Source organism: Bacillus sp. PK5-006 (genome assembly GCF_054161415.1).
In genome coordinates this window covers 180,244-197,767 of record NZ_CP096414.1, presented here as the reverse complement: position 1 = coordinate 197,767, position 17,524 = coordinate 180,244, and the positions used below count along the sequence as shown (strand labels likewise).

The window sequence follows — 17,524 nt, the reverse complement described above, 5'->3', positions numbered from 1 at the left end:
TGATATTATTATCGCTCTAGGAGCTCTGCACCCGCAATGCCAGGCTTTGTCATCTCAAATGGATTTAAGATAATATCAAGTTCTTCTTCCGTTAAAACATCGTACTGCAAGCAAAGATCTCTGATCGATTGTCCTGTTAAAATGGCTTCTCTTGCAATTCTAGCGGCTGCTTCATAGCCTAAGTGAGGGTTCACGGCAGTGATCACGCCTGCACTTTTTTCTACATATTCTTTCAAACGTATTTCATTTGCTTCAATGTCCGCTAAGCAATGATCTGTGAATGAGCGGAATCCGTTATTCATTATACTAATAGATTGAAGCAAATTAAAGACCAGAACAGGTTCCATCACATTTAACTCAAGCTGGCCTGCTTCAGAAGCAAGACAGATCGTGTGGTCGTTCCCAATGACTTGGAATGCGATTTGGTTAATGAGCTCTGCCATGACTGGATTGACTTTCCCAGGCATGATGGATGATCCAGGCTGGCGGGCTGGCAATGCGATTTCAGCAAGACCTGCGCGCGGACCAGATGCCATTAAGCGAAGGTCATTGGCAATCTTAGACATGTTCATCATGCATACTTTTAAAGCGGCGGATACTTCTGTGTAAGCATCTGTATTTTGCGTTGCATCCACGAGATGCTCTGCACCTACAAGAGGAAGACCAGATATATCAGCGAGCTTCTTCACCACGATTTCAATATAACGAGGATCTGCGTTTAAGCCTGTCCCAACAGCTGTTGCACCCATATTGACTTCATATAAATGCTGTTTTGATTGGTTGATCCGCTTAATATCACGGCTCAGCACACGGCTGTAAGCTTCAAATTCCTGTCCCAAACGGATTGGAACAGCATCCTGAAGGTGCGTACGTCCCATTTTGATCACATGATCGAATTCTTTCGCTTTCTTTTGAAAGACGTCCTGCATGACTTGCATCGTTTCAAGCAGAATGTCTAACTGCTTGAGCACAGCAATGTGGATTGCCGTTGGGAATGAATCATTCGTTGATTGCGACATGTTCACATGTGTGTTTGGGCTTAAATGAATGTATTCTCCCTTTTGATGTCCCATGATTTCTAGTGCTCTGTTTCCAATCACTTCATTGGCATTCATATTCATGGACGTTCCTGCGCCGCCTTGAATTGGATCGACAATAAAGTACTCGTGAAGCTTGCCTTCAATGACTTCGTCAGACGCTTGAACGATGGCATTTCCAATTCCCTCATATAAACGTCCAACTTCCATATTGGCTTGAGCTGCTGCTTTTTTCACGATGGCAAAGGCTCTGATTAGTTCCTCGTGCATCCGATATCCTGTAATCGGGAAATTCTCTTTTGCACGAAGGGTTTGAACCCCATAATACACGTCTGCTGGAATTTCTTTTTCACCAAGAAAATCCTTCTCATAGCGATAAGTTGCTTGAACCATCTCTTATGACCTGCTTTCTTTAGAATAATTAAATCACTAAATCTTCTGCGATTGGCGTTTCCATAATCTTTTTGACTTCTCTTGGATCCGTTGTTTTGCCTAGTGCCCACATCAGTTTCGGCACGATAGCTTCTGTATTCATATTTCTTGAACGTGCCACCAATTCTTGATTGATCTTGCGTCCTACCTCATACACACTCATGTCTTCTCCTTCTTCAAGACACTGAGTGGTGATGACAACAGAAATGCCTTCTTCCAGCAATTCGTTGATCTTTTCTAAAAGGTTTCTTCCTTCGAAAGGAATTCCGCCGCTGCCGTAGCTTTCAATGACAACGCCTTTGTACAAGCTTTTGACTGCATCTAAAAACTCAGGCTTCAGGCCTGGGTGCAATTTTAACAGACACACATCTGTATTCAAGGATGCGTCTAATTTAAGCGGTTTCATTGACGATCTTTTTACTTTGCTATTGTATTCAATTTGATGGTTTTCAATCGATGCAATATATGGGTAGTTAATGCTTTCAAATGCATCGTAGCTTTTCGTTCTTAGTTTGATCGCACGTGTTCCTTGGATGACCCTGCCATCAAACACGACATACACGCCGCCAACACCGTCACATGCAAAGCGAATGGCATCTGTGATGTTTTTCTTCGCATCTGTTTTCTTAAAAGTAATCGGAATTTGTGAACCTGTAATCACGATCGGCTTATCAGGATTTTGCAGCATATAAGACAGCGCTGCTGATGTATAGGCCATTGTATCGGTTCCATGAGTAACGACAAACCCGTCATACTGATCATAATTCTCATAAATGGCTGTTGCGATATCAACCCAGTATTCAGGTTGCATATTTGTACTATCTATACTCATTAGGGACTTTGTGTCCATTGTATATTCTGCATTAATTTCGTTTAAATAGCTCAAAAGATCCTCAGCTTTAACACCTGGAGCTAAACCATTTTCACTCTCTACAGATGCAATCGTCCCACCAGTCGTTAAAAGCAATAATTTCTTCAACAGGTCCACCTCTTTCGTAAAATTACTTCGTTTGTCACACATATTATAAGCTAGCTTGTGCTATTCTATAATATACGCTTTACGCGTACCTTCATTGCCATTATAGTCACATAACGCGAATTAATCAAGAAATTGTTACGCATAACGCGTACATTCTATGTCAAAATATGATATACTGTTGTTGTAAATAAAGGAGCGTTCATGTATGATACTCGATCGTTTAACCACCCTTAGAAAAAAGAAAAAATGGTCTCTCCAGCATACGGCAGATCGCCTAGGTATCGCCAAAAGCACCTATGCCGGTTACGAATCTGGGTACCGACGACCTTCGCTTGAAGCAGTGAAGCTGATGGCTGATTTGTATGATACGTCCATTGATTTTTTACTTGGTAGAACGGACGAGCCAGAGATACAACGCAAAATCTCTGATATCAAAATTGAACTGACGGAAGCAAAAGAAGGAACCATTTATGTAGACGGCGTTCCCCTAAATGATGAAGAAATCAAACAGCTTGTTGCCTTTATTCGGGCGAAAAACACTCTAAAAGTATAAACACAGAAAAGAGAGGCACCTTATATACAGGTGCCTCTCTTTCCTTTTCCAATCTCAATATGGAGAAGACAGCTGGCTTAATTCCTCTAGCCGCCGCTTCGCTTCTTCTTTATTAAACGAACTATAATAGCGATAATTCTCCTCATCTAAGATGCGGTAATGCTGACTAAGTACATTTTGCTGAAGGCGAAACGTGCCTTTTTTGACAGACGTCCTCCACCAAACCTTGCCGCCAATCGTACGCTCTACTGATAGATGTAATTCATCATGTGCCACAACTTCCAAAATCTCGAGCGGGTCATCCCCTAGGGTCCCTTTCAAAATGTCACTATCTCTGAATAATGCACATACGGCCGCGGATTGCGTCCAGTTGAGACGCAGCCTGTTTTTTTCAACCTGCTGTAGATGCCGTTTCGATAGACCAAGTACCTCCGCCATACGATCCTGCGTATAATCCTTTTCTTTTCGAATCCGTGCCATTTGTTCTGTGACGAGGTCGATTACCATCTCTTTATCCATCTCTCATCACCTCTTTCGAGTGTTCAGTCTTTACTGACATCATACACGATTTCTTCGAAAAAGTGGCGCCTCATCCTATAGAATTCTGACAAAAACAGCTTAGTCGGTCTTTTCTTCTCCTTGGCCATGCTGCTGTCTCCAATTTTCTTGGGCTGTCTGATGTAAATATGGATAGATCTCCTGTTTGACGGTCTGCTCAAATACTTCTTCATCTAAAATGCTGTACGCCGGAATTTTGATCAATTTTCCATCTACTTTCCGAATGAGCACATCCATGAAAAGAAATCCTCTTATACTGTAACGATGCCTGCGCATGTCAATTGATTGAATATCTTGAAAGGAGATCGTTCGCTCCCGGTGCAGCACAGCGCCATTCTCTCCGCGCTGAATGCGAAAAATCACATTTCCCCTCTTCGTAAAAGCAGGCAAAATCATCAAAAAGGAGATCCAGCCATAGACAATACCTAATAGTCCGCCTAAAAATAAAAACAATGTATAGTTCGATTCAAATGTAAGAGCTTCTGAAAATAACCAAATACCGATGATACCGAAGCCGCCCGTTGCTAAGAATGCCCATACTCTTAAAAAAGGTCTGCTCCTTACTTCTATTACTTCACTTGGATTCAAGCGTCATTCTCCTTTTCTCCATTAGAATATAGAACGTAACCCGTCTTGATGAGCCGTCTCAATGCGAAATTGATTTTCTTTTATTCCTGATACAAGCCACGATTGGTTCTCACCTGGAATCACAAATATCATCGACTCCACATCAGGCGTATTATTTTTGTCATAGACGACCTTCATGAGAGAGTCCATCTTTCCTTTTCTCGTCTGTACATCAGAAACAAATGCCTTCACGAGCTCTTGATTCTCCGCTTTATTCAGGAAAGATGGCCACTTATTTTTCGCTTCGCTTGCCTGTTCTAACAGCATTTCAAATTCCTCTGCCTGCAGGCTGATGACAGGTTCAGGGTGATCATTCATCTGTATGTTGAAAAAGGCTGTCACTTGCTCCTCTGCCTGCTGATCGCCGTCCAGTTTGCGAATCTGATGCACTTGTTGATCATAAAGCGTATGATGCGCATATACACCCGCCTGTGTTGTGTGAAAAGAGGTGCTGACTTCTTCATCTGTGTCTCCAAATTTAGATGCCTTGATCGTGTGAGAGGCATCATTCATCGCCTGGATGAAATGACGGTATTCCGCTTTATAACGGTATTGTCTGTTTCTAAATTCCAGTACACCTTTTGCAAGCAAAGAGCGGCACGCAATTTCAAATAAAAAACCAAGGCGCTCGTCCTCTACTTCAGGATAATAGGCCTCCTTTAAGGACATGCCTTGTTCAAAATAGCCTTCACTGTAAAAACTAAAGATGAGTTCCTCAATACTTAGACTTAGCTGATCCAACTTGATCTCTCCTTATCCAAAAGAAAATGCACCCTTAAAGAAATCGCCTGCACCCTTTATGAGCGAATCTGCGGTTTCTTTTGTTTTGTGTATCACCTGATTTGCCTGATCAATGGTATCATTGACTGCTTTCACACCTTGACCCGCCAGTTCGAATGCTTTTTTCCCTTTATCCACGACCGCATGAATCGGGTCCTTTAATTTCACTGCCATCTGTTCAGCAAAACCGGATGTCAGCTTGGCGACTTTTTCTCCAATAAATCCACCTACTGCTGAACCAATGGCACCGCCAACAACGGTTCCAATCGGACCTGCAAAGCTGCCAAGAGCACCGCCGACAACGGCACCTGCGACAGAACCGCCAGCGATAAAGACCGTATTGTTCACTGCATTTCCAACAGCCTTTGCATTTTCACGCTTAAGGACTTCGGGCTGATCGCCGAATTCTGCATAGTTCTCGGCAATTTTCAATCCACAGCCAACCGTTTCTGTTGCACCAGTGACAACTGTTGCAATGATGGCATTTCCTTTCGCAAATCTTGCACCATTTTTCAGAACAGACTTAATCGCAGCCGTGTCCTTCCAATTAATACTTCCTTTTGTAAAATCACGAACACTGTTTGTGAACGCAACTGTATCGTCAGGATAAAATTTTGTGAATTTCTTATGGACCAAGTCAGCCATCGGCCAGTTCGATCGTTTTAATAATTCTTTTTTACTCAGCCAAATCCTTGCTAACCGGTCAAATCTCGTTCCTTCTACCCGGCTGGTCAGATCAAGCAGCAGCTTTGAATGCTGCGCTGCATATCGGCCATTCTCTTTAATGAAAGTCGTCATCCCAAGCCCGTAATATTTCGCCTGCATCATCACGATACCAGCTAAGCTCGTGAGTGTACCATATTGATCATAGATACTGTACAATTTCCGCAATATATCATCTGCTTCGACCATTTTATCGGTTGCATGACGAATGGCAATATCATCACTGCTCAATTTGCTGATTAATGCCTGTCCTGCTCCCCATGCATCCCCGACACCAGAAAAACAGCTTCTATACCTAGGATCGCAGCCTAAAATCAGCCCGTCCAGTTCACTATGTAAATCGCGGTGCTTCGTTTCAATGGCTGACAGCTCACCTACAAAATCATTCGCCAGCCCAGTCAGCTGATCTGGATCAACCACAATGTCACGTGCCATCACATCATCTCCCTTCTCGGTTTCTTTCTCTCCGTTCTTCTCGTCTCTTTCGCTCAAGCTCTTCCATTCTGGCAATTTCAGCTTTACGCTCCTCAATTTTGACTGCTGCATCCCGCAGTTCCTGACTTGTTTCAAGCAAATCTTTTTCAAATTGATCGTAGCGTGCCGTTGTTTCTTCAAAGCTTTGATCAAATTTATCCCTTGCTTCTCCCTGCCAGCCTGATCCTACTGCCTTCAGCCGATTTTCCAGCAGCTGCTTGGACTGCCGAATCTCATCAGCCGCTTCCTGAAACTTTTGAGCGAGTGCCAGCGTTTGACTAGAATCCAACTTTCGCACCCCTTTCTCCCAATTTAACGTACAAATGGATGATTTTATATGTCCTCATTATAAATAAAAAGACACCCAAAAAAATCACCCTAAAGAACCATTCAGCACATTACCTAATGAAAGTAGGCCTTTTTCCTCTCTAATTGCCAGAGAAAGCCTTTCTTGTTATGAAGCGCATTCAAGACGTGATAAAATGGACGTATTCTACAAAAGGAGTGACGTATAGATGAAAGAGGAAATGATTCAGCGTTTCACAAGTTATGTGAAGGTAGATACGCAGTCAGATGCAGAAAAGGAAAGCTGCCCATCTACTGAAGGACAATTGAACCTGGCGAGACAGCTTGTTGAAGAGATGAAATCCATCGGGATTCAAGAAGTGACTATGGATGAAAACGGCTATGTCATGGGGACAATCCCATCTAACACAGACAAAGACGTGCCGACCATTGGCTTTCTGGCTCATATCGACACAGCCACTGACTTCACCGGAAAAAATGTAAAACCGCAGCTTCATAAGAACTATCAAGGCGGCGACATTACCTTAAATGAAGATCTACATATCGTTTTATCTCCACAACAGTTTCCAAATTTACAAAAGTACCAAGGACATACGCTGATTACAACAGATGGCACAACCCTGCTTGGTGCAGATAACAAAGCTGGTATCGCAGAAATTATGACAGCTATGCATTACCTCATCGAACACCCAGAAATCAAGCATGGGAAAATCCGCGTCGCTTTTACGCCAGATGAAGAGATTGGCAGAGGGCCTCACAAGTTTGATGTTGATGCCTTTGGCGCTTCCTATGCGTACACAATTGACGGCGGACCGCTTGGCGAGCTGCAATATGAAAGCTTCAACGCAGCAGGCGCGAAAGTATCCATTAAAGGAAACAACGTCCACCCAGGAACAGCAAAGGACAAAATGGTCAGCGCTGCGAAAATTGGGATGCTCTTTCACAATAAACTTCCTTCTGAAGAATCTCCAGAATATACAGAAGGCTACGAAGGCTTTTTCCACCTAACGAAATTTGTAGGGGAAGTAGAAGAAGCTGAGCTGCAATATATTATCCGTGATTTTGATAAACAGAAATTCAACAATCGCAAGGCACTGTTTGAAAAAATAGCAAATGACTTAAAAGCCACGTACGGAGAAAACAGCATCACCCTCAGCATTCAGGATCAATATTATAATATGAGAGAAAAAATTGAGCCGGTGAAACATATTGTGGACATTGCTCATGAAGCCATGGAAAATCGCTCAGTAACACCGGTCATTGAACCAATCCGCGGCGGCACAGATGGCTCCCAGCTTTCATATAAAGGTCTACCAACGCCAAACATCTTTACTGGCGGGGAAAATTTCCACGGTAAATATGAATTTATTTCCGTTGAAAACATGGTGAAAGCAACCGAAGTTATCGTTGAAATTGCCCGTTTATTTGAAGAAAAAGCATAGACATGTTTACAACCGTTCCTGTTCGGGAACGGTTTTTTAATAAAAGTTTACAATTTTCTGAAACTTTTATGACACTTATTCGTACTAATAGAGACAACCCCAGAAAAAATTCTTCTTGACGAGTGAAATAACTGGAAATATAATAGTTAAAAACAACCAGTATTTTAGACCTAAAATAGCAGATTGAATGAACCTTAAGAACTAAACCAAGTCTGCTGCTTATTTTCAGTTATAAACATCACTCACCCTGTCTACACTTAAAGAATAGGATGAATTGGAGGAATGTCATATGATGATTTTATTGATTATCGCTTCACTTTGCTGCTACTTACTATTCTCTTTCAAAAAAGATAACCGCACCCAAAAAAGAAAAAGCGCAGAGCTTTCGGAGTTTGAAATCTTTCGTATGCGCCGCCACTACAACGGAAAACGCCGTCACCCACTAAACGATGCACCTAAACAAGTATAGATCCAAATAAAAGAGCCTCATGAGGGGGCTCTTTTGTTGAATAAACAGCAAAAAACGACCACTGAATCTGGTCGTTTTTCTTTTTATTTATATACCTTCGCAGGCACTTGAATCATAGGAATTCCAACATAATAAGGTGAAATTTCATATGGCTGGAAGACAACAGCAATTCCCTTTTTCGTGAAGTAATACTGCGTATTGTAGTTGATTTCAATGTCGCTTTTTTTCAGGTTCGCGTAGAATTTGCTTTTATGTTTCTTTGTGTAGTTATAAATATAATCTCTTACTTTCGTACGCTTTTTCTTTGTTTTCACAACGTCTGTCAAGAACAGCTGCTTTGTTTTTTTCTTTGTTAACACATAGTTCATGCTGGAAACCATCGTGTCTCCGTGCGCTCCACCGTTATACATGTAATCATAGTTTAAGATACTCAGTTTCTTACCATTGTTAAATTTCGTTTTATACGTTCTCTCATACGTGACCTTCCCGTAGCCTTCTTTTTTCGCTTCGTCCTTTAAGTACAAGTAAGTAGAATAAGAAAAGGCGATATCTTCTTTTAAATCACGATTGATGGTTTTCATATGCGTCTTGCTTAGATTTTTCACCTGTGCATATTTGAATGTTTTTTTCTTCTTATAATAGTGTGTACTTACTTTTGCTTTTTTTGCTTGTTTGGCATCAGCAGATCCAACTGGCGCAAACAAGGAAACAATCAGTGAGAAAATGAGCAGGCTGATCGTTAGGCCTTTTTTCATTGTCATAGTAAAAACCCCCATTTTTGTCTATTACCAAATGAGTATACCATGACAAAAGAACCAAAAGAAGTATTTTTTCCATATTATTCTTCATTTTTCCACATCGGGTTTGTTTACCGTTTTCATAAGTTCCTGTATGCTTAATGTAGAATGCTAGATGAAGTGTGGTGTTTATCATAGAAGAGAATATTTTTAGTCACATTCGGACAACGTTTCATAGTTTGTCCCCAACCCAGAAAAAGATTGCCAATTACATTTTACAAAACCCTCAGAAAGTTGTGCTTCATTCTATAAGTGCACTCGCTGCTGAATGCAGCACAAGTGAAACGACGATCTTTCGGTTTCTAAGAAAAATTGGCTATGAATCGTATCAAGTGTTTCGTGTCCATGTCGCACAGGATATCGCGACCAATACACCTCAATCCATATACGGTGAGATCGAGGCAACCGATAGTGTAGCTGACATTAAACATAAGGTCATAGAGTTAACAACAAACTCTATACAAGATATGAAGCATATTTTAGAAGATCATGCCGTCACACAATTCATTGAACACATGAAACAGGCACATAAAACCGTCTTTTTTGGAGCAGGCGCGTCCAGCTTTATTGCTGGGGATGCTTATCATAAGTTCCTGCAGCTTGGTTTTGAAGTAAGCCTATGCAGTGATCCGCACATGATGAATATGATTGCAACACACGCCACGGAACACGATTTTATCGTCGCAATCTCCCATTCAGGAGAGAGCAGAGAAATTCTTGACGCCGTACAGTTTGCAAAAGAAAAAGGGGCAAAGGTTGCTTCTATCACCAGCTATCCGAAATCTGAGCTCGCAAAGCGGTCTGACTTTCATCTGCTTAGTTCTTCAAGAGAGACAACCTATCGATCAGACTCCATGATCTCCCGTATCAACCAGCTTGTGATCATTGATGTACTATACGTCACCGCTGTTTTAGAGCTAGGATCAAATGCCATTGAAAACGTGAAACGATCTCGATTAGCCGTAGCTAAAAATAAAACATAAACACAAAAGACCGGAGCTGATTCCGGTCTTTTTTTGTGACTTTTTTCATATTTTCCGTTGACACGTTCCTATCACGTCATGTACATTAAATGAACAATAGTTTATTTCCTACTATTAAATTTAAAAGATAGTATATATACTAACATAATGAAAAGAAAGCGCTTTTTGTAAGGGTTTTCTATATAGGAGGCGGACAACGTGACAAAGAAGATTGGATTCATTGGACTAGGTATTATGGGAAAACCTATGGCACTCAATCTATTAAAAGCTGGTCATACTTTGACAGTTTTTGACCTAAATGAGGAAGCGATTCGATCGTTACAAAAAGCCGGAGCAAAAGGTGCTGTTTCAGCAGCTGAGGCAGCTTCTGAAAGCGATATCATCATCACAATGCTTCCTAAAGGAGAGCATGTAGAGGCAGTCGTTTCAGGTGATCAAGGCATTTTAACGACAGCTGCACCTGGCACTGTCATCGTAGATATGAGCTCAATTTCTCCTGTCACCTCCAGGGCTTTAGCTGCTCTTGCCAAACAGCATCAGGTGGAATTTATCGATGCACCTGTCAGCGGCGGAGAACCGAAGGCAATAGACGGAACACTTGCCATCATGGCTGGCGGCGAAGAATCCATCTTTGAGCAAGTGAAGGATGTCCTGCTTGCAATGGGCACTGAGGTCGTATTAGTTGGGGCAAATGGCAGCGGGACGACAGCGAAGCTTGCCAATCAAATCATCGTCAACTTAAATATTGCGGCCATGTCCGAGGCGCTCGTTCTAGCTGCTAAATCAGGCATTGCCATTGATAAGATGTATGAAGCCATCCGCGGCGGACTGGCAGGAAGTGCCGTGCTCGATGCAAAGGTCCCTCTCATCTTAGAACGAAATTTTGAACCTGGCGGACGCATCGACATCAACTTGAAGGATTTAACCAATGTCATGGAAACTGCTCATGATATAGGTGTTCCTCTTCCGCTTTCTAGTCAGCTGCTCGAAATCTTCCACGCCCTCAAAGCGGACGGAAAATCCGGGCTTGATCATGGCGGCATCGTTCAATATTACGAAAAAATGGCTCATGTCGAAGTAAAGAAAGGATGAGATGGTCATGAAACAAAGCACTGACATACTGAATGCCATTCCGAAAGCAGATTCAAAGGTCATTCAATCAGCATACGAACAAGCACTGAGCAGCTTTCAGCATAAAGTCATTGTATTAGACGATGATCCAACAGGGATTCAAACCGTACATGGCGTCTCTGTTTTCACCGATTGGTCAGAAGAAAGCATTGAGGCTGGTTTTCTTGAAGACAGCCGCATGTTCTTTATTTTGACCAATTCTCGCAGTATGACAGAGAAAGAAACTGCCGCTGCGCACAAAACAATCGCAGCAACCATTGTAAAGGTGGCTAAACGGCTTAATCAGGACTTCGTCATTGTCAGCAGAGGGGATTCTACTCTTCGTGGACACTTTCCGCTTGAAACTGAAGTACTCAAAACGACCATTGAACAGCAAAGCTCCCGCCAGTTCGATGGTGAAATCCTTCTTCCTTTTTTCCAAGAAGGTGGACGCTTTACGATCGACAATATTCATTACGTACAGGAAGGACATGAATTAATTCCTGCTGGTGACACAGAATTTGCAAGAGACCGTACATTCGGCTTTCAATCATCTCATCTTGGAGAATGGATTGAAGAAAAGTCAGAAGGAATGTTCACAAAAGAGAACACTACCTACATTTCGTTAGCTGATCTGAGGGCTTTACGCATTGATCAAATCAAACATCAGCTCATGAGTGTCAAGGATTTCAAAAAGGTGGTTGTAAACGCGGTGGACTATGACGATGTCAAAGTCTTTGTCACCGCTCTCATTGAAGCCATTCAAGCAGGACAGCAGCTGATGTTCAGAAGTGCGGCGGCGCTCACAAAAGTACTTGGCGGTATAGGGGATCAAGCCTTATTAACAAGAGATGCCTTGATACAAGAAGAAAGCCCGCATGGTGGTCTCATTATGATCGGTTCTCATGTGAAAAAAACAACAGAACAATTAAAAGCGCTTGAGCAAAATCAAGAGATGGCTTTTATTGAATTTAATACCCACCTTGTGTTAGAGCCTGATGCCTTTCGCGAAGAAATTAACCGCGTTATTCAGCAAACTGAAACACTGTTGGCAGGTGGTCAATCTGTGGCTGTTTATACAAGAAGAGAACGGCTTGATCTTGGGGATGATCGCCAAGAGGAAGAACTAAAGCTCTCTGTAGAGATTAGTGATGCTGTGACAAGTATTGTCCAGCGTCTCACCATTCGTCCTAAGTATCTTATTGCCAAAGGTGGAATTACCTCCAGCGATATTGGGACAAGAGGACTTAGCGTGAAACGTGCGACCGTGGCAGGTCAAATCAAACCAGGTATCCCCGTTTGGCAAACAGGAGAAGAAAGTAAATTCCCTTTCATGTCTTATGTGATTTTCCCGGGAAATGTTGGGTCAAAGGATACGTTAAAAGAAGCTGTAGACATACTTGAAGGATAAGGCATAGGGGGTGTTTGCGCCCCCTTATGCACCACAAAGGAGGAAAGATCATGTCGTTAGTGTTTATTGGACTTGGCGTTTTGTTATTGCTTTTACTCATGGTTGTCTTTAAGTTAAACGCTTTTATTTCTTTGATTATTGTTTCTTTAATTGTTGCTGTGTTAGAAGGGATGACACCACTAGAAGCGATTGCTTCTGTCGAAAAAGGACTTGGCAGTACGCTCGGACACCTGGCACTCGTTCTCGGTTTTGGAGCGATGCTTGGGAAATTGATGGCTGATTCTGGCGGAGCTCAACGGATCGCGATGACACTTATTGACCGATTTGGCATCGGAAAAATCCAATGGGCGACGATGCTGACTGGGTTTGTGATTGGAATTGCTCTATTTTATGAAACCGGATTCATTATCTTAATTCCATTAGTCTTTACAATCGCTCAAGCTGCAAGACTTCCTGTGCTGTATGTGGGTATGCCGCTCGTCGCTGCACTTATCACCACACATGGCTTCCTCCCTCCTCATCCAGGACCGACTGCCATTGCGAATGTCTTTCAGGCAAACTTGGGACAAACCTTATTGGTTGGGATTATTTTAGCGATTCCTGCTGTTTTAGTAGGCGGACTTCTGTTTACGAAACTATTTAAAAAAGATCAGTTGCACGCACATATCCCAAAGAACTTATTTAATCCAAAGGAATTCACAGAAGAAGAAATGCCTAGCTTCGGCATTAGCATTTTCACTGCTGTTTTGCCTGTATTACTTATGACATTCAGAGCATTTCTAGAAATTTTCTTCCCATCCTCCCCATTGCTGCCAACTGCTGAGTTTTTAGGCGAACCGGCGATTGCACTATTAATCTCAGTGCTGCTTGCCATCTACACGTTTGGGCTTGGAAGAGGAAAGAGCATGCAGGATGTGATGAAGTCCATCACGGATTCTATCGGCTCTATTGCTATGATTCTATTAATTATTGCAGGCGGCGGTGCCTTTAAACAAGTGCTCATTGATAGCGGCGTCGATCAATACATTGCAGGGATCATGCAAGGAAGCACACTTTCTCCCCTGCTTCTGACTTGGCTCATTGCTGCTGTCCTTCGTGTCTCTTTAGGATCAGCCACTGTCGCCGGTCTCACGGCGGCTGGCATTTCTGCACCACTGATTGGCCTGACGGGTGTCAGCCCTGAATTAATGGTGATCGCAACAGGTGCGGGAAGTATTACATTCTCTCATGTGAATGATGCGGGTTTCTGGATTTATAAAGAATACTTTAACCTATCAATGGCTCAAACCTTTAAAACGTGGACATTGATGGTCACCGTGCTTTCACTTGTCGGACTTGCTGGTGTTCTTGTCGCTGATTTGTTCATGTAGGAAATTAAATTGTAAAAACCATTGACTTTTCCCTGAAAACGTTGAATAATTGTGTTTATTAAGAAAATTGAATCAAAAGGTAACCTTATTAAGAGTGGTGGAGGGACTGGCCCTGTGAAACCCGGCAACCGCTGTTCCTAGGAACAGAATGGTGCTAATTCCTTAAGCAAGCAAATGCTTGTTTGAAGATAAGGCAGAGTTCTCACAGTATATGATGCTCTTCCTTATCTAAGGAAGAGCTTTTTTATTTGATTTTTTAACCTGAAGAAAGAAGGGATTCAGCATGACACAAGTACAAACCATTGGAAAGAAAACAACGAAACCGCCATTCCGCGCAGATCAAGTAGGAAGTTTACTTCGTTCAGAGCGCATCAAGGAAGCACGCAAGCAAAAAGCAGACGGTACGCTGACAGCAGAGCAGCTCCGACAAATTGAAAACGAAGAAATTACACGTATTGTAGAGAAGCAAAAAGAAATTGGGTTAGAGGTTGTCACAGATGGTGAGTTCCGACGTGCATGGTGGCATTTTGACTTTCTTGAAGGACTCGATGGAGTTGAAGGATTTGAAGCAGATCAAGGCATTCAATTCCATAACACAACGACAAAAGCTAGAGGGATCAAGGTAACAGGCAAGATCGATTTTACAGATCATCCAATGCTGGAGGATTATCGTTTCCTTCACAGCATCGCTGGTGATCATACGGCTAAAATGACGATTCCAAGTCCGAATATGCTCTTTTTCCGTGGAAAGCTTGAAGAAGGAGTGTATGACAGCTTAGAGGAATTCCACCATGATGTGGCACAAGCGTATAAGAAAGCCATCCGTGCTTTTTATGATGCAGGCTGCCGCTACTTGCAGCTGGATGATACGGCATGGGCAGTGTTCTTTTCCGAAAAAGGCCACGAACAAATCAAAGCCTTTGGCCGAGAAGAAGATGAACTTCGTGAATCGTTTGCAAAGACAATCAATGAAGCTGTTGCCGACCGCCCAGAGGATTTGGTGATCACGATGCACATTTGCCGAGGTAACTTTAAATCGACATGGGCAGCTGAAGGTGGTTACGAAGCAGCGGCAGAAACAATTTTTGCCGGCTTAGATCTTGATGGTCTCTTTTTAGAGTTTGACGACGATCGTTCTGGCGGATTTGAGCCCCTTCGATATGTGAAGAACCCAAACCTTCAAATCGTACTAGGCCTTGTCACTTCAAAATATGGAGAGCTTGAGCCAGTTGAACAGATTAAAAAACGCATTGAGGAAGCGGCTCAATATGTGGACATTAACCAAATCTGTTTGAGTCCACAATGCGGATTCGCCTCAACAGAGGAAGGCAACCTGTTAACAGAAGAGCAACAATGGGAAAAGCTGCGTCATGTGATTGAGATTGCTGATCAAGTGTGGAAATAGGCGAAAACTTACAGAAAAAGCTGACCTTCATAATAAAGAACCGCTTTTTTAAGCGGTTCTTTATTTTTTGTCATCTCAATCAACTTGATATTAAGTTTAATCGTATTACTTCTATAGTTGAGTTTAAGAAGATATTGAACATACGTTATCTTCTTAAAAACCATTTTTATACTCATAAGTTGTCTAACAAGTTAAGTGGATTGATACATTCAAGTCATCTTCCTAGCCAGAATATCTCCTACTGAAAATCCACCCCAATTATTAGAAATTACAATACTGCTTTTTCCATCGTTCCCTCAAGCAAACCTAAAAGTGTGACTATAGTTTATGGGGTCTCGAAGCTTTGGTTTAAATATATCGGTGAAATCAAATGCTAAGGCAACTCTTTTTCATACCAACTCATTGCCCCCTACAGGTGGTACTAAAAATTCGTTAAGATCCCTGCCTCCTCAATGATATTCACTTTATTAGATAGAGAGTATCGATATAAAAACTTGTCAAAAATTTATTGATCTAAATTAAAAAAATAAGAAAAATGTGATATTATGACTTCCGTTAGGGTATTAACTTGAAATTTAATACATAAATAGAAAAATGATTACAAGAATAAAGTTTATAAAACTACTCTTCTTGTTGAGTTTAGTAATGTAGTTATTGCTAATGGACATGTATTATAAACTTGTTTTTTCATACCTTAACACTTTATGAAAGGAGTGTACATTCATGGCTAACTTATGATGAATGTTATTTATATAATGATTTCGCCAAAGAAAATAAACTATCCGTCGATAGGTAATAAAATTATAAACCATACCCCCATTACACCAGCACAGGTATTCAAATTATTCATTCCATCCTTTAGAATTCTCCGTTGAAGAGTTTATGGAAGTTATGATGAAATCGGAGATATTCCAACAAGTATGGATACAAACGAGCCAAAGCCACAATCTTGGTAACTTGTTAGAAATTACTGAAGAATATGATACAGATGTTCAAACTTGTATCGAAGACCTGGAAGCATTGAGTAAACAATTAATTGAAAAGGAAGTTGTATATGTAAAATGAATAAACTTAACAACGATATTTTAGAAAACATCTATAAAAACATTTCAACTAAGAGAAGCAAAACAATCGTTAATTACATTGCAATGCTAATGGCACTAGCGAGAGATAATGAACTAAACGAGGATGATTTAATTAATTGGATTCACAGCAAATTAAGTGAAATAGGATATTTTCAAGAAAAAAACCGTTTATTTACTCAAAACAAATTAGATGAATTTGTCTTAGAGTTTATTGAAGGAAGAGCACTATTATATGATGATATCAGCATAACTGAAACAAAACAAAACGAATATGTCATCAGTAGCAAACTGTGGTACAAAAAGAATCCACCTGAGAGTTTTTTTTATTTTGGTATTGACCCTGAAGATTTTTCGAACTATGCACAAAAAATTGCTCAAATAAACGCCGAAAAACTAGGCATCTCAATCCATTTTTCTGAGGATCAAGCTCATGAAAAAGAAATAGCCCATATCCAGCTGTCAAAAAAATGTTCTCTTTCAGAAGAATTGATAATAACTCAGCCAAGTTCAAAAGACTTTTCGTGGTTAACATGGTTTTTTAATGAACATTGGGGTGGAACGACTATGGTGTCTAAAGGGACAACTTATAATGTTTTAAATGAAAACATTTTGTTGGCTAAACGTGGAGATTATATAGTAGGAATATTAGTTTACAAAATATTCAAAGAAGAGGCAGAAATCCTGACTTTGGAGGCTCTAGAAAAGTACCATGGTGTTGGAAGTAGATTACTTTTTGAGTTAGAACAAAATCTAAAAACACAAAATATACACTCTATTAATTTAATCACTAGTAATGATAACTTAAATGCAATTAGGTTTTATCAAAGAAAGGGATATTCTTTCAAAAACATCTATATTGGTGCAATTGATAAAGCAAGAATGGTTAAACCTACAATTCCCTCTATAGGAAATTACGGAATACATGTCAAAGATGAATTAGAATTTGAAAAAAGGTTGATACAATGACTATAAAAAGCTGACTG

Annotated in this window: 17 protein-coding genes and 1 riboswitch; of the genes, 9 read left to right on the top strand and 8 right to left on the bottom strand. The window is 41.1% G+C overall.

The features are described from left to right. Positions 1-8 precede the first annotated feature (8 nt). Positions 9-1,430: an aspartate ammonia-lyase gene (aspA, locus tag M1D84_RS00940; RefSeq protein ID WP_024423908.1), complete on the bottom strand. Its 1,422-nt coding sequence runs from the start codon at positions 1,428-1,430 to the stop codon at positions 9-11. 28 nt (positions 1,431-1,458) lie between these two features. Further along, on the bottom strand, positions 1,459-2,448 hold the full coding sequence (locus M1D84_RS00935) for an asparaginase (protein WP_044334360.1): 990 nt from the start codon (positions 2,446-2,448) through the stop codon (positions 1,459-1,461). A gap of 205 nt (positions 2,449-2,653) precedes the next feature. Between M1D84_RS00935 and M1D84_RS00930 the strand changes: the two genes are divergently transcribed. Beyond that, positions 2,654-3,001, top strand: a complete 348-nt coding sequence (locus M1D84_RS00930) for a helix-turn-helix domain-containing protein (RefSeq protein ID WP_044334362.1) — start codon at positions 2,654-2,656, stop codon at positions 2,999-3,001. Between the two features lie 54 nt (positions 3,002-3,055). On the opposite strand, the gene M1D84_RS00925 is transcribed toward M1D84_RS00930, so the two are convergent. From M1D84_RS00925 to M1D84_RS00905, 5 genes are all read right to left on the bottom strand, one after another. After that, positions 3,056-3,520 (bottom strand): helix-turn-helix domain-containing protein, encoded by a 465-nt coding sequence (locus M1D84_RS00925; RefSeq protein ID WP_024423909.1) that lies wholly within the window; start codon positions 3,518-3,520, stop codon positions 3,056-3,058. A 99-nt stretch (positions 3,521-3,619) separates the two neighbouring features. Next, on the bottom strand, positions 3,620-4,147 hold the full coding sequence (locus M1D84_RS00920; protein WP_024427529.1) for a YfjD family protein: 528 nt from the start codon (positions 4,145-4,147) through the stop codon (positions 3,620-3,622). A gap of 21 nt (positions 4,148-4,168) precedes the next feature. Beyond that, positions 4,169-4,927, bottom strand: a complete 759-nt coding sequence (locus M1D84_RS00915; protein ID WP_212047973.1) for a hypothetical protein — start codon at positions 4,925-4,927, stop codon at positions 4,169-4,171. Between the two features lie 12 nt (positions 4,928-4,939). Next, a complete protein-coding gene (locus M1D84_RS00910; RefSeq protein WP_268415034.1) occupies positions 4,940-6,124 on the bottom strand; it encodes a DUF6861 domain-containing protein in 1,185 nt (394 codons plus the stop codon). Between the two features lie 4 nt (positions 6,125-6,128). Next, entirely contained in the window at positions 6,129-6,452 is a 324-nt protein-coding gene (locus M1D84_RS00905; RefSeq protein WP_024427532.1) for a WXG100 family type VII secretion target, read from the bottom strand. Positions 6,453-6,678: 226 nt separating this feature from the next. On the opposite strand from M1D84_RS00905, the gene pepT reads away from it, so the two are divergent. Together pepT and M1D84_RS00895 are read left to right on the top strand one after the other, a co-directional pair. Continuing rightward, on the top strand, positions 6,679-7,911 hold the full coding sequence (gene pepT / locus M1D84_RS00900) for a peptidase T (RefSeq protein ID WP_044334367.1): 1,233 nt from the start codon (positions 6,679-6,681) through the stop codon (positions 7,909-7,911). Between the two features lie 289 nt (positions 7,912-8,200). After that, on the top strand, positions 8,201-8,380 hold the full coding sequence (locus tag M1D84_RS00895) for a hypothetical protein (RefSeq protein WP_008345664.1): 180 nt from the start codon (positions 8,201-8,203) through the stop codon (positions 8,378-8,380). A gap of 83 nt (positions 8,381-8,463) precedes the next feature. On the opposite strand, the gene M1D84_RS00890 is transcribed toward M1D84_RS00895, so the two are convergent. Then, a complete protein-coding gene (locus tag M1D84_RS00890) occupies positions 8,464-9,141 on the bottom strand; it encodes a DUF3298 and DUF4163 domain-containing protein (RefSeq protein WP_025093777.1) in 678 nt (225 codons plus the stop codon). Positions 9,142-9,302: 161 nt separating this feature from the next. Here M1D84_RS00890 and M1D84_RS00885 point away from each other — a divergent pair, with 161 nt between their 5' ends. The 6 genes from M1D84_RS00885 (at position 9,303) to M1D84_RS00860 (ending at position 17,507) form a co-directional block, all read left to right on the top strand. Next, positions 9,303-10,160 (top strand): MurR/RpiR family transcriptional regulator, encoded by an 858-nt coding sequence (locus M1D84_RS00885; RefSeq protein ID WP_024427535.1) that lies wholly within the window; start codon positions 9,303-9,305, stop codon positions 10,158-10,160. 198 nt (positions 10,161-10,358) lie between these two features. Continuing rightward, positions 10,359-11,252, top strand: coding sequence for a 2-hydroxy-3-oxopropionate reductase (gene garR, locus M1D84_RS00880; protein ID WP_044334415.1), 894 nt, complete (start codon positions 10,359-10,361; stop codon positions 11,250-11,252). Positions 11,253-11,259: 7 nt separating this feature from the next. Next, positions 11,260-12,681 (top strand): four-carbon acid sugar kinase family protein, encoded by a 1,422-nt coding sequence (locus tag M1D84_RS00875; RefSeq protein ID WP_213404693.1) that lies wholly within the window; start codon positions 11,260-11,262, stop codon positions 12,679-12,681. 50 nt (positions 12,682-12,731) lie between these two features. Further along, on the top strand, positions 12,732-14,051 hold the full coding sequence (locus M1D84_RS00870) for a gluconate:H+ symporter (RefSeq protein WP_198456663.1): 1,320 nt from the start codon (positions 12,732-12,734) through the stop codon (positions 14,049-14,051). Positions 14,052-14,133: 82 nt separating this feature from the next. Then, positions 14,134-14,246, top strand: a riboswitch (SAM riboswitch). An 88-nt stretch (positions 14,247-14,334) separates the two neighbouring features. After that, complete coding sequence (locus tag M1D84_RS00865; RefSeq protein WP_024423919.1) at positions 14,335-15,456, top strand: 5-methyltetrahydropteroyltriglutamate--homocysteine S-methyltransferase; 1,122 nt, start codon at positions 14,335-14,337, stop codon at positions 15,454-15,456. Positions 15,457-16,517: 1,061 nt separating this feature from the next. Beyond that, entirely contained in the window at positions 16,518-17,507 is a 990-nt protein-coding gene (locus M1D84_RS00860; protein WP_213404691.1) for a GNAT family N-acetyltransferase, read from the top strand. Positions 17,508-17,524: the final 17 nt, after the last annotated feature.